The organism is Ruminococcus sp. AF17-22AC (assembly GCF_003460065.1).
Classification (GTDB): domain Bacteria; phylum Bacillota; class Clostridia; order Lachnospirales; family Lachnospiraceae; genus Blautia_A.
Genome location: NZ_QRXT01000010.1, coordinates 61,043 through 74,070 on the forward strand (window position 1 = coordinate 61,043; position 13,028 = coordinate 74,070).

At 42.8% G+C, this 13,028-nt stretch carries 11 protein-coding genes, 1 tRNA gene and 1 riboswitch; of the genes, 6 read left to right on the forward strand and 6 right to left on the reverse strand.

The features are described 5' to 3' along the window. Positions 1-128: 128 nt before the first annotated feature. Positions 129-204: riboswitch (cyclic di-GMP riboswitch) on the reverse strand. A 360-nt stretch (positions 205-564) separates the two neighbouring features. From DWW86_RS13225 to DWW86_RS13235, 3 genes are read left to right on the forward strand one after another with little or no spacing between them, the layout of a single operon-like run. After that, a complete protein-coding gene (locus DWW86_RS13225; protein WP_117943651.1) occupies positions 565-2,946 on the forward strand; it encodes an endonuclease MutS2 in 2,382 nt (793 codons plus the stop codon). Between the two features lie 16 nt (positions 2,947-2,962). After that, complete coding sequence (locus DWW86_RS13230; protein ID WP_072521490.1) at positions 2,963-3,664, forward strand: response regulator; 702 nt, start codon at positions 2,963-2,965, stop codon at positions 3,662-3,664. After that, complete coding sequence (locus DWW86_RS13235) at positions 3,661-5,067, forward strand: sensor histidine kinase (RefSeq protein WP_117943652.1); 1,407 nt, start codon at positions 3,661-3,663, stop codon at positions 5,065-5,067. Before DWW86_RS13230 ends, DWW86_RS13235 begins: the two co-directional genes overlap by 4 nt. Before the next feature lie 42 nt (positions 5,068-5,109). On the opposite strand, the gene trmL is transcribed toward DWW86_RS13235, so the two are convergent. The 5 genes from trmL to DWW86_RS13260 form a co-directional block, all read right to left on the reverse strand. Next, positions 5,110-5,610 (reverse strand): tRNA (uridine(34)/cytosine(34)/5-carboxymethylaminomethyluridine(34)-2'-O)-methyltransferase TrmL, encoded by a 501-nt coding sequence (gene trmL, locus DWW86_RS13240; protein ID WP_072521538.1) that lies wholly within the window; start codon positions 5,608-5,610, stop codon positions 5,110-5,112. After that, a complete protein-coding gene (locus tag DWW86_RS13245; protein WP_072521539.1) occupies positions 5,597-6,199 on the reverse strand; it encodes an AIR synthase-related protein in 603 nt (200 codons plus the stop codon). Before DWW86_RS13245 ends, trmL begins: the two co-directional genes overlap by 14 nt. A 203-nt stretch (positions 6,200-6,402) precedes the next feature. Then, entirely contained in the window at positions 6,403-8,055 is a 1,653-nt protein-coding gene (locus tag DWW86_RS13250) for a B12-binding domain-containing radical SAM protein (protein WP_117943653.1), read from the reverse strand. Positions 8,056-8,079: 24 nt separating this feature from the next. Further along, positions 8,080-8,382 carry a thioredoxin gene (gene trxA, locus DWW86_RS13255; RefSeq protein ID WP_072521541.1) on the reverse strand — a complete coding sequence of 101 codons (303 nt, stop codon included), beginning with the start codon at positions 8,380-8,382 and terminating at the stop codon, positions 8,080-8,082. Positions 8,383-8,451: 69 nt separating this feature from the next. Then, a complete protein-coding gene (locus DWW86_RS13260; RefSeq protein ID WP_117943654.1) occupies positions 8,452-9,348 on the reverse strand; it encodes an NAD(P)/FAD-dependent oxidoreductase in 897 nt (298 codons plus the stop codon). Positions 9,349-9,616: 268 nt separating this feature from the next. Here DWW86_RS13260 and DWW86_RS13265 point away from each other — a divergent pair, with 268 nt between their 5' ends. Further along, positions 9,617-10,801 (forward strand): iron-containing alcohol dehydrogenase, encoded by a 1,185-nt coding sequence (locus DWW86_RS13265; RefSeq protein WP_072521543.1) that lies wholly within the window; start codon positions 9,617-9,619, stop codon positions 10,799-10,801. 95 nt (positions 10,802-10,896) lie between these two features. On the opposite strand, the gene DWW86_RS13270 is transcribed toward DWW86_RS13265, so the two are convergent. Next, positions 10,897-11,967 carry a 3D domain-containing protein gene (locus DWW86_RS13270; RefSeq protein WP_286187731.1) on the reverse strand — a complete coding sequence of 357 codons (1,071 nt, stop codon included), beginning with the start codon at positions 11,965-11,967 and terminating at the stop codon, positions 10,897-10,899. Between the two features lie 169 nt (positions 11,968-12,136). Between DWW86_RS13270 and DWW86_RS13275 the strand changes: the two genes are divergently transcribed. Both DWW86_RS13275 and DWW86_RS13280 read left to right on the forward strand, forming a co-directional pair. Beyond that, entirely contained in the window at positions 12,137-12,808 is a 672-nt protein-coding gene (locus DWW86_RS13275; protein WP_072521545.1) for a lysozyme family protein, read from the forward strand. 128 nt (positions 12,809-12,936) lie between these two features. Beyond that, positions 12,937-13,009, forward strand: a tRNA-Gly gene (locus tag DWW86_RS13280). Positions 13,010-13,028 lie beyond the last annotated feature (19 nt).

A 13,028-nucleotide genomic window follows, 5' to 3' on the forward strand; every position in this document is an offset into this window, starting at 1 on the left:
TTTTCCATCCCTGCTATTTTTTTGATTTTCATATTATTCTCTCTTCCCGATAAAATCATGATGATTACGTCTGTGAAATAACATCATAAAAATAAAAAAACACCGTCTCACAGACAGTGCACCTCATTTTATGCAACTGGCTGCCATTTTACAGGCCCTGTAGCTTTGCGTCCCAGACTTTCATCTGGTTTGCCGATTTCCTTATTATAACTTTTAAACGTGTGCAAAAAACTGCTTTTATTATACTTTAATGCTATATTCTACACAAGAAAAACCTTACTGATTTAACGATTAAAAGTAAAACAAGGTTGCTGTGAACGGAATAAACAGTAACAAAACAAGAACAGTCACTATATATACTCGCACACCTTTTTCTTTTATCATACTGCCACTTCTGCTATAACACAATAGATTACAATTCGACACTTTTCGACAAGTATTTCTGAAGAGTCGGATTTTATGAAGTTTTTATGAACAAAATTTCACATTTTTCTTTTCATTCCTGCCTAAATCATGTAGAATAGAAACTGGTAAACTAAGCCAATTCAGCAACGAGGAGTTATTATGAATCAAAAAGCACTTAATGCATTGGAATATCCAAAAATCATAGAAAAACTTACAGACAAAGCTTCTTCCTATATGGGCAAGCAGCTCTGTAAAAATCTGGAACCCTCCACCGATCTTGAAGAGATCCGTCTGATGCAGATTCAGACGAAGGATGCCCTGACAAGACTTTTTCAGAAAGGCTCTGTTTCTTTCGGAAGTGTCAAAGACATACGTGGTTCCCTGAAACGTCTGGAAATCGGAAGTTCTCTCGGTATTCAGGAAATTCTTGCTATCTGCGCTCTTCTGGAAAATACTTCCAGAGTCAAAGCATATTCACGTAAAGAACGAAACGATCTTCCGGTCGATTCTCTGGATGGTATGTTTGATGCACTTTCTCCACTGACACCACTCTCTGCCGAAATTCGCAGATGTATTATTTCTGAGGATGAGTTCAGTGATGATGCAAGCCCGGCACTTCGCCAGATCCGCCGCAATATGAAAATCACTAATGACCGAATCCACACACAGCTCGCTTCACTGGTAAACGGCGGTGCCCGTACTTATCTGCAGGATTCTGTCATCACCATGCGAAACGGCAGATACTGTATTCCGGTTAAAGCCGAATACAAAGGTCAGGTTCCCGGAATGATCCACGACCAGTCCTCCACCGGTTCTACACTTTTCATCGAACCGATGTCTGTTGTTAAATTAAATAACGACATTCGCGAACTGGAGTTACAGGAGCAAAAAGAAATCGAAGTGATCCTTGCAGATCTCAGCCAGCAGATTGCACTGGAACAGGAAACTATTTCACTGAACCTTAAGATCATGGTACAGCTTGATTTCATTTTTGCAAGAGCTGCACTTGCCATGGATATGAATGCCAGCGAACCGATTTTTAACGATGAAGGACGCATCAATCTCAAAAAGGCCCGCCATCCACTCATCAACAAAAAGAAAGTGGTCCCAATCGACATCCGGCTCGGTGACACATTTGATCTTCTTGTCATCACAGGTCCGAATACCGGTGGTAAAACCGTATCCCTCAAGACAGTCGGCCTTCTGACTCTTATGGGACAGTCCGGGCTTCATATTCCGACACTTGACCGCAGCGAACTTGCACTTTTTCATGAAGTTTATGCAGACATTGGTGATGAACAGAGTATTGAACAGTCCTTAAGTACTTTTTCCTCACATATGACCAATATTGTTTCTTTTCTGGATAAAGCAGACCGTCATTCTCTCGTACTTTTTGATGAGCTCTGTTCCGGAACGGACCCGACAGAAGGCGCAGCACTTGCCATCTCCATTCTCTCTTATCTTCACGAGCGTGGAATCCGGACCATGGCAACTACTCACTACAGTGAACTGAAGATATTTGCCCTCTCCGCGTCAGGTGTCGAAAATGCCTGCTGTGAATTTGATGTAGAAACCTTAAGCCCGACCTATCGTCTCCTGATCGGTATTCCGGGTAAAAGTAATGCCTTTGCAATTTCCTCCAAACTCGGCATTCCTCAGTCCATCATTGAAAAAGCAAAAGAACAGATCAATGAACAGGACGAGTCTTTCGAAGACGTCCTGACTTCTCTCGAAGAAAGCCGTGTCACAATTGAAAACGAACGCACGGAAATTGCACAGTACAAACAGGAAATCGAAACACTAAAAAAACAGTTAGAAAGCAAACAGGAAAAGCTGGATGTTCAGAAAGACCGCATCATCCGTCAGGCAAACGAAGAAGCCCACAAAGTTCTGCAGGAAGCAAAAGATTATGCAGATCAGACCATGAAGCTTTTCCATAAATTCCATAATGATTATGTAGATACGGCGGCCGTGGAACGGGAACGTCAGAAACTTCGTCAGAAACTCAATAAAACAGAACAAAAGATGTCTCAGCCAGCTGCCAAAAAGAAGCCAAAGAAAGAGCTCACCGCAAAAGATGTCCGTCCGGGTGATACTGTACGTGTCCTCAGTATGAATCTCAAAGGTACGATCAGTACGCGCCCTGATTCCAAAGGATATCTGTTTGTACAGATGGGAATCATCCGTTCCAAAGTTCATATTTCTGATCTGGAACTGATTGATGAACCGGTGATCACTACACCTTCTCTTTCCCGGACCGGAGCCGGAAAGATCCGCATGTCAAAATCTGCAAGCGTCTCCACCGAGATCAACCTTCTCGGCAAAACCGTTGACGAGGCGATTGCAGAGCTGGACAAGTATCTGGATGATGCATATATCGCACATCTGAAAACAGTACGAATCGTTCACGGTAAGGGAACCGGCGCACTTAGAAAAGGTGTACACAATTACCTGAAACGCCAGAAGCATGTCGCATCCTACCGTCTCGGTGAATTTGGCGAGGGCGATGCCGGTGTTACAATCGTAGAATTCAAGAAATAACAGAAAGGCGAATACCATGGTAACAAAACAGAAAATCTTAATCGTAGATGACGACAACAACATTGCTGAACTGATTTCTTTATATCTTACAAAAGAATGTTTTGAAACCAGAATCGTAAATGACGGAGAACAGGCACTGAAAGAATTCAATACTTTTCATCCTGACCTGATTCTGCTCGATCTGATGCTTCCGGGAATCGACGGTTATCAGGTCTGTCGCGAAATCCGTCACAATTCCGACGTTCCGATCATTATGCTTTCTGCCAAAGGAGAAACTTTTGACAAAGTTCTCGGTCTGGAACTTGGTGCCGACGACTATATCATCAAGCCTTTTGACACGAAGGAACTGGTTGCCCGTGTACGCGCCGTTCTCCGTCGTTTCAAGGTTCGTCAGCCAGCCGGTAACCCTGATGAAAAATGTGTAAGTTTCCCGGATCTGACAATCAATCTTACCAACTATTCTGTCACCTATATGGGCAGACAGGTGGATATGCCGCCAAAAGAACTGGAACTGCTCTATTTTCTGGCAGCCTCTCCAAATCAGGTATTTACCAGAGAGCAGCTTCTTGACCATATCTGGGGATATGAATATATTGGCGATACCCGAACCGTAGACGTACACATCAAACGTCTGCGTGAAAAAATCAAAGATCATCCGCAGTGGAGCCTTTCCACCGTCTGGGGCATCGGTTATAAATTTGAGGTCAAAAACAAATGAAAAAGAAACTGATCTCGATATTTTTTGGCATATATATCCTGCTTGGTGTACTCGGATTTTTTGTGGTAACATACGTGGGCTCCCATCTTCTGGAAAACCAGCTGGAAAAATCCATCAGTTCCGATATGTATCAGACTGCGCACCGGATTGCCAAAAGTGATCTGGTCAGCCACAGCATTACCTCTTCTGATATGGAAGAAATCCAGAACAATCTGTCTCTTGCCACAGGTAATGATACGATCATCTGGATCATTAACAGCAACGGTCAGCTCATCCTGAGTACACGCAAGGATATTTCTCCTGATCATCCAATTGATCTGGATGGTTTTAATCCTGCTTCCTGGGGAAGCAACTATTACCAGATTGGGAACTTCTATGGTTATTTCCCGGAAGCTCGTTTAAGCACGATTGCTCCGATCATTGAAGATATGAATATCAAAGGGTATGTTGCTGTTCATTATCTGATGAGTGACCTCTACCAGAGCCGCAGCGGTCTTTTGTGGATCATCCAGCTTCTGTATATCATCACTTATCTGGTTGCAGCAGCGCTCTTTCTGTGGTACAGCCGGTATATCCGCCGTCCACTGAGGGAAATCACAAAAGGTGCTTCAGAATTTGCAAACGGAAATCTTTCTTATCAGATCCCCCTTGATTCCGAAAATGAAATGGGCTATCTGGCAAAAAACCTGAACTATATGGCTGATAAACTGAATCGCAGCGGAGAATACCAGAGACAGTTTATTTCCAACATTTCCCACGATTTCCGTTCTCCGCTTACCTCTATCAAAGGATATATAGAGGCAATGATCGACGGTACGATTCCTGTGGAAATGCAGGAAAAGTACTTAAAGATCATCTCCTACGAAACAGAGCGTCTGGAAAAGCTTACCCGCGGGCTTCTGACTCTCAACGAACTCGATATTCAAAAACGTATGCTGAACATTCAGCCTTTTGATATCAACGGTGTAATCAAAGCAACCGCAGCTTCCTTTGAGGGTTCCTGCACCAGCCGTAATATTCTTCTGGAGCTGATTCTGTCCGGCAAGGAACTGCTGGCACAGGCCGACATGGAACAGATCCAGCAGGTTTTGTATAATCTTCTCAGTAATGCAATCAAATTCAGTCCGGATAACTCAACGATTACGATTGAAACCACCGAAAAGAATGGCAAAATCTTTGTTTCTGTCAAAGATCACGGAATCGGAATCCCAAAAGCAAGCATTCATAAAATATGGGAACGTTTTTACAAAATCGACCGATCCCGTGGCAAAGACCAGAAAGGCACCGGTCTCGGTCTGGCAATTGTCAAAGAAATCATCAACGCACATGGTCAGCACATCAATGTTATCAGTACTGAAGGTATCGGCACCGAATTTATTTTTACATTAGAAAAGGCAAAGTAGAAATTTTTCTCCGCTTTGCCTTCTTTTTTCTTATATATGCTTTTATTCCCATGTGTGGTTGTGAAGCTGTCCCTTAAGCTGCATGTGGTCAAACTGATTCTGTCTCAGCGCCTCATATAACACAATTGCCACAGAATTACTGAGATTCAGTGAACGAATATCATTGATCATCGGAATCCGGACACATTTTTCTTTATGTTCCATCAGAATTTCTTCCGGAATTCCCGCACTTTCTTTTCCGAACATGATATAACAATCATCTTCATACTGTACATCTGTATAAGTTTTTAATGCTTTTGTCGTTGCATAATAAATCTTTGCATTGGGATTTTTTTCTACAAAATCTTCATAATCCAGATAAGTTGTCACATCCAGATCTTTCCAGTAATCCATTCCGGCTCTTTTGAGTGCTTTTTCACTGATGCTGAATCCCAGCGGCTCGATCAAATGCAGTTTTGTGCCGGTTGCCACACAGGTTCTTCCGATATTTCCTGTATTTGCCGGAATTTCCGGTTCCAGCAATACAATATTAAGCTTTGCCATGTTTCTTTTCCTTTCCTGAGTGATGAAAACGCGGACGTTCCAGATATCTGGTGATTTCTCCACTGTGAAGCAGCCGGTCATTTCCTTTATCTGTATGGCCAATCACTGCCGCATGGATTCCCCGTGCTTCAAGCTCACGCACTAGGGCATCCCCCTGTCCGGTGCCTAAAAGTACCGTTCCTTCAGACTCCAGTTTATACGGATCCACATCCAGTCGTTCGCAGACTTCAATCGTCTCCTGACGTATCGGAATCTTCCGAAGATCCACATCCAGACCGACTCCCGATGCCTCTGCCATCTTCCAGAGACCGCTTAAGATTCCGCCTTCTTCTGTAAAATACAATGCAGAAATCCTCTTGTCCATCCAGAAGTCATCTTCTCTGGAAACTTTACATTTCTGCAGCGTATCTGTACTCATATAAAGAAAACTCTCCGAAAAATATTTACGCAATTTTTCTTTTTCCCGGCTGATCAGTACCAGAGTACCAGATATTCCGATTTCTCCCGCTACTACCAGATCTTCTCCCGGTTTCAGTCTCCCCGTGATTTCTGCCTGCAGTGCCTCCAGTGCCTGCTGTCCTAATTTCATAATCTCCCTCCGGTATTTCTTATTTCGTCATTCTGCTCTGTGCTCACAGCAGAATAGAAAGAATACTCGGAACTACCATTGCAAGAACAAGGATCACTGCAATCACTGCTGTGATGATTTTTCTTTTTTTTGGATCAAACATTCCCATTTTATCTGTCACCTCGTGTCATTTATCACATTATTAACTAATTTTGCCTTAATAACTACGCTGTTAATTGAATCGTTTCTGTGTACGCATTATTGGACAGCGGATCGCGTCTTTCATAATCAAACAGAACTGCTCTGCCGTCCGCAAATACTTCTATATGCGCCGTTTTGGGAATGTGATTTGCTTTTCTGTAATCCCATATGGCTGTCTCATATACTTTCTGATCCGGCGCAAATGATGGACGTTTTTTCAGTTTTTCTCTGAGATACAGATCATAAAGCATCTTCTGCGATGCTTTCTCAACTGAAACATCTGTTTCTTCCTGCAAATACTCGAGCAGAATCTCATAACGTCTCATTCTGGAGTGAGAAATTTCACTGTAACCTTTCTTTTCATAAAAAGCACCCAGACTCTCATAAAAAGTAAATGCATCTTTTGCCAGCGGAACCAGATATTCCAGTGTATGCTGAAACTGACCACTATTATAATACACTTCCACCATACTTTCCACTGCTTTTAACTTCAACACATCTCCGTACGGCATCCATTTCGTGGAAAGCACTTCATATGGTTCTTTTTCTTTGTGAACAATTCCATATTTTTCCGCTTCTTCTTTCATCAGGGAACCTTTCAGAACTTTCAGGAAGCCCAGCTGCAGCTGGTCCGGTTTCATCTGGTACACGTCATTGAAAGAGCGGTGAAATGTATCATAATCCTCGTACGGAAGACCCGCGATCAGATCCAGATGCTGATGAATATTTCGGAAGCTGTGCACACGGTCAACACACCTTTCCAGCTTGTCAAGATCCATATGACGATGAATCGCACGAATCGTCTCCTGATTTGTTGACTGCACACCAATTTCAAGCTGGATCAGTCCCGGACGCATTTTTGCCATCAGATCCATTTCCTCATCACGAAGAAGATCTGCCGAAACTTCAAAGTGAAAATTCGTCACACCATTGTCATGTTCCAGAATATATTTCCAGATAGCCATGGCATGTTCGTGTTTGCAGTTAAATGTACGGTCTACAAATTTCACCTGTGGAACTTTGTGATCCAGAAAAAACTGCAGTTCTTTTTTTACCAGTTCCAGATCACGGAATCTGAGTTTTTTGTCTATAGAAGACAGACAGTAACTACAAGAAAACGGGCAGCCTCTGCTGCTCTCATAATAAATGATACGATTCTCAAACTCCTCAAGATGCTGGTAAACAAATGGGATCTCACTTAAATTCATCAGCTCCCGCCATCCATTATGCCGTATTTCTTCACCATCACGATAGGCAATTCCTCTGATTTCTCCAAGACTTCCCTTCCCGTCTATGTAATATTCGAGAAGATCGTGGAATGTCTTTTCTCCTTCGCCCACCAGTACTCCTGTCACTTCCGGCATTTCTGTCAGAAATTTTTCCGCATCATAAGAAACCTCCGGTCCACCGGCCCAGAAAGCGATTTCCGGAAGAATTTTGGCCAGATCACGAATCAGTTCCCGTACAAACGAAATATTCCAGATATAACAGGAGAAACAGACAACGTCTGCTCCACTGCCATAAATATCTTTAAGAATCTCATCCTTTGGCTGATTGATCGTGTATTCCCGAAGAAAGACTTCCTTATCATAATCCGAGGAATATGCTTTCAGATCATAAACAGCCAGATTTGAATGAATATATTTTGCATTGCATGCTGCAAGTAAGATTTTCATGAATGTCCCAAATCCTTCCCGCTATTATTCATCCAGAATTTTTTTGATATCTTCTTTTGCAGTCAGACCTACCAGACGATGTACTTCTTTGCCGTCTTTAAAAATCAGAAGTGTCGGAATACTGACAACCCTGAACTGCTGCGCAAGTCCCATTTCCTGATCTACATCGATTTTACCGACGTTATAACCTTCCTCTGCAAGTTCTTCTACGATTGGGCCCTGACGCATGCATGGCCCACACCATGTTGCCCAGAAATCAATCAAAATCGGTTTTTCTGATCTTAAAACTTCTTCTTCAAAATTCTGTGAAGTAATTGTTTTTGCCATAATTGTTCTCCTTTTCTATATTCTGTGATTTAGTATCTGCGTTTTCAGTAATATTATCAAGTCTGTGGATTATTTTTTATGCCGGACATATTTACCGGCACTGATTCCAGCCATGCTGCCTTCATAAACCGCTTTCGATACCTGAAGCAGCCCTCCGGTACAGTCTCCTGCCGCAAAAAGTCCCGGAATCGTTGTCTCCATCTCTGAATTGACTTTAATATTTCCTTTATCGGTCAGCTCAGCACCCATCTGACGTGCGATTTCCGCACTGCCGGCTGTTCCGAGCGCTACAAAAATACCGTCCGCCGGATAAAAGGACGCTTCTGCTACTCCGTCTTCCTGTGCATGGATATCATTTTCCATTCGAAGACCTGAAACAAGATCATCCCCCTCGATTGCCTGAATCTTCATGGTATTGACTGCAATCGGATGTTCTCTGGAAAACTCCGGTTCCTTTCCATTTGTATAGATGGTTACAGATGGGGTCACATTTCGAAGTTCTTCTGCTTCATGAAGGGCAAAATCACTGTTTCCGAGAACTGCCACTTCACGGTTTCTGTAAAAGAACGCATCACAAACTGCGCAATAGCTGACACCTTTTCCCTCAAACTCACGTATTCCAGGAATCGATGGTGCAGTCCGTCTGCTTCCTGTCGCAAGGATCACACTGACTGTATCAAAATCTCCTGCCGTTGTCTGCACCGTAAATGTGTCAAAACCTTTGATTCCAAGCACCTGTGCCTCAATGATCCGCACGCCCAGAGCCTTTGCCTGTACAAGTCCACGCTCATAAAGCTCTTCACCGGATATCGGTTCTTCCAGCCCATAATAGTTTTCGATTTTTTCTGCTTTTGCCAGTGCTCCGATTCCATTGTTGATCACTATTGGATTCAGATTACTTCTGGCAGTATATAACGCTGCGGAAATCCCTGCCGGGCCCGCACCGATGATGATTACATCTTCCATCTTATCACCTGCGTTTCTGATTCATATTTCATTGCTTTATAATATACACTATTTTGTAAAAAATTTCAGCATTTATTCCTGTTTCTGCTCTTTTATTATACGAGAGATTTCTGATTTCCTCAAGAGAATTTGTTTTATTTAACTTTTTAAAGACATGTTTTTTTCATTTTTCTTAATTTTTTCATCGTTTTTTCTGTAATTTCTGTTACATTTGTGATATATTTTTATTGTATTATGCCTGATTCTGAATAAGGAGTATTACTACACTATGAGAAGTTTTGAATATTACACACCGACTAAGGTGATTTTTGGAAAAGATACACATTTAAGAATAGGAGAAATCCTGAAAGATTATAACTGTCACAAAATACTGATCCATTATGGTGGCAAAAGTGCTGTAAAATCCGGTCTGATCGATGATATCAAAAAATGTCTCACAGATGCCGGATTTGATTTTGTTACTCTGGGCGGAGTTGTTCCAAATCCACGTCTTTCCAAAGTGCGGGAAGGAATTTCTCTTTGCCGGAAGGAAAACATAGATTTTATCCTCGCTGTCGGTGGCGGAAGTGTCATTGATTCCGCAAAAGCAATCGGCTACGGTGTCGCAAACCCATGGACAGATGTCTGGAACTTTTTCTTAAAGACCGAAGTTCCAACTGCCTGCATTCCAATCGGTGCGATTCCTACAATTGCAGCTTCCGGAAGTGAAATGAGCGGTTCCTGTGTCATCACAAACGAGGACGGATGGCTGAAACGCGGAAGCACCCGCAGCGACCTCTGTCGCCCGAAATTTACACTGATGAACCCACGTCTTACTTATACATTACCGGAATATCAGACAGAAAGTGGCTGTGTGGACATTCTCATGCATACAATGGAACGTTATTTTGTCAACGTTGAAACCATGGAAATCACAGACAGCATCAGCGAATCTCTGATGCAAACTGTCATCTATAATGCACGTATCCTTTTGAATGAACCTGGTAACTATAATGCAAGAGCCGAAATCATGTGGGCAGGAAGTCTTTCTCACAATGGACTGACCGGATGTGGTACTGGTGGCGGTGACTGGGCCTGCCATCAGCTGGAACACGAACTCGGCGGCATGTTTGATGTAACACACGGTGCCGGACTTTCCGCAATCTGGGGAAGCTGGGCACGTTATGTATATGATGCCAACCCTGAACGTTTTGCACAGTTTGCAACCAACATTTTTGATATTCCCTGCTTTGCAGATTACGAAAGCACAGCACTTGCCGGAATTGAAGCCATGGAAGATTTCTTCCGTTCCATTCACATGCCGACAAATCTTCGTGAACTTGGTCTGGATCTCACAGATGAGCAGATTCATGAGCTGGCTTTCAAATGCAGTTTCGAAGATACCCGTACAATCGGTGTATTCAAACAGCTCAACATGAAAGATATGGAAAAAATCTATATGATGGCACGATAAAAAACATTTCAGGAAACAAATTTTAAGGCAGGAGCTCTTCTTCGAGTTCCTGCCTTTCTCTGTTATAAACACTTTTCTGTAAAATGTTTCTCCTCTTATTTTAAAAGATATACTTCGGTATCATATGTACCTTTTGCTTCTCCCTCGGCATGTGTGGCAACGTAAATATCAATACGTTTGTTCTTAATTGCACCACCACAGTCTTCTGCCACATAAACCTGTCCATTGATCACAACTTTGCTTCCGTAAGGAATGACAGATGGATCAACTGCAATCGTATGGTTCGTCGTCGCTGTCACACCGGTGGATGTAATACCATTTGCGTACGGGCCACAGCAGATACTGCAAGGGCAGTAATGTGTTATCTTAAACACACCCAGATCCACAAGATTTGCATCTGAAGATGCTGCTATCGGCGTGCCAACCTGCACTCCATTCTCTTCTGTGACTTTCTGCTCATCTTCTTCCAGTGCATCAGCAAATACACCCTTGCCTTTACTTTCATGAAGTGTTCCTGCATCTTTATCCTTATCAATCGTATCTTCTTCTGTCTCAGCGGTCTCCGGAAGATTCAGACAGCTTGTAGGAATATATCCCACCGCATCTGTCCCGTCTGCATTCTGATATTCAATCCTGCTCCAGACCTTATTTACCGTTCCCGTCTGTTTTACCTGATCAAGTTCAAGAACTTCTCCTATTACCTCTCCATCTTTCCTTCCGGGATAATCCAGCACTGTGGCATCACTCTTGACCTCCACTTCTTTATTGACAGGTTCAATCTGATCGGTATCGCTCAACATCTGATTCTGAATGTAGCCAATTATCTGATTTTCGTCCACCTCACAGGAAACTTTACTCCATCCATTGTCGCAGACAGCACTGCGGATGAGTTCATCTCCCAGTGAGACGTCAGCCAGCTTCTCTGTATCTTCACCCGGTTTTGAATAAATCCCGGCATCCTTCGCCGTCACATATAAAGTATCCTGAACGGCAGCAACCGTCACCGCATTGCCGTCGCCATCTTCTGTCTGAAATGTCTGTATTGTTTTGTTATCTTCTTTATCTGCTTTCGTCACTGCCTGATAATCCTGTACCGCACCATAAACTGATGCTGTCTGACAGATCAGGACTGTCCCAACTAAAATCGCACATGCTTTTTTCTTCACATGCTTCACCTCGTTTCCATAGACTTGCTTTCCCTGTCTCTTATACTCGGGCTTATTTTAGCACAAGAAATTCATCATTTCAAATTTATACCGTTTTTTCACGAAATTTTAAGAAAATCCTTAGAATTTTTTTCTTTTCAAATTCCCCACTACAAGCTACAATAAGAATATGAAAACACAAAAGAAAAACATAAATCTTACAAAAAATAAACGGCTTAAGAATCGCCAAAAGCAGGTACGACTCCAGAAAATATTTCTGGCACTGGTGTGTATACTCCTTCTTTGCATTGCAGTTCTTCGTCCCGTTGATAACCATAAACAAAAGACCTATACGATTAACTCTACCTGTGAGGGATATCGCAGTAAAGTAGAAGCAGAGGCTGCGAATTATGATATGTCAGATTATGTTGATCTGATTCTTGCACTCATGATGCAGGAAAGCTCCGGACAGGGTACAGATGTTATGCAGTCTTCAGAAGGTGCCTACAACACCCAATACCCACAGGTGCCTAATGGGATCACTGATGTAGACTACTCCATTTCCTGCGGCATTCAGGAGCTGAGATATGCCCTTAATAAAGCCGGTGCCACAGGGCCTGATGATCTGGTTCATATCCGCCTTGCACTTCAGGGGTACAATTTCGGTGCAGATGTATACTTCAATTATCTCGAAAAAACCGGAATCACCTCCTGGTCTGTCGAAAGTTCCGAAGCTTTCGCAAAGATCGCCAGCGGCGAGACTGCACGTTCCGAAGAAAATCCACTGTATACTACAGCCGGACCGTGGGACTACGGAGACCAACATTATCCCGAACACGTATTACGCTATTATCATATTTAATCCCTTTTTCATGCCAGAATTATATTTTTATAAATTTTTCAAATTTTTTCAAAAAAACATTTGACAAGTACAATTATATCTGGTATTATATGTCTTGTCGATGAGGGACACGCCTCAGCAAGACACATGCGATAGTGGCGTAGTTGGTAACGCGCGACCTTGCCAAGGTCGAGACCGCGGGTTCGAGCCCCGTCTATCGCTCTTTTTATTTAAGAGTCAG

What these genes read in the sequence shown, in the direction of transcription:
- DWW86_RS13250 (WP_117943653.1), bottom strand. Translation starts at nt 8,055, where the DNA reads ATGAAAATCTTACTTGCAGCATGCAATGCAAAATATATTCATTCAAAT.
- DWW86_RS13245 (WP_072521539.1), bottom strand. Translation starts at nt 6,199, where the DNA reads ATGAAATTAGGACAGCAGGCACTGGAGGCACTGCAGGCAGAAATCACG.
- DWW86_RS13230 (WP_072521490.1), top strand. Translation starts at nt 2,963, where the DNA reads ATGGTAACAAAACAGAAAATCTTAATCGTAGATGACGACAACAACATT.
- DWW86_RS13260 (WP_117943654.1), bottom strand. Translation starts at nt 9,348, where the DNA reads ATGGAAGATGTAATCATCATCGGTGCGGGCCCGGCAGGGATTTCCGCA.
- trxA (WP_072521541.1), bottom strand. Translation starts at nt 8,382, where the DNA reads ATGGCAAAAACAATTACTTCACAGAATTTTGAAGAAGAAGTTTTAAGA.
- trmL (WP_072521538.1), bottom strand. Translation starts at nt 5,610, where the DNA reads ATGGCAAAGCTTAATATTGTATTGCTGGAACCGGAAATTCCGGCAAAT.
- DWW86_RS13265 (WP_072521543.1), top strand. Translation starts at nt 9,617, where the DNA reads ATGAGAAGTTTTGAATATTACACACCGACTAAGGTGATTTTTGGAAAA.
- DWW86_RS13235 (WP_117943652.1), top strand. Translation starts at nt 3,661, where the DNA reads ATGAAAAAGAAACTGATCTCGATATTTTTTGGCATATATATCCTGCTT.
- DWW86_RS13275 (WP_072521545.1), top strand. Translation starts at nt 12,137, where the DNA reads ATGAAAACACAAAAGAAAAACATAAATCTTACAAAAAATAAACGGCTT.
- DWW86_RS13225 (WP_117943651.1), top strand. Translation starts at nt 565, where the DNA reads ATGAATCAAAAAGCACTTAATGCATTGGAATATCCAAAAATCATAGAA.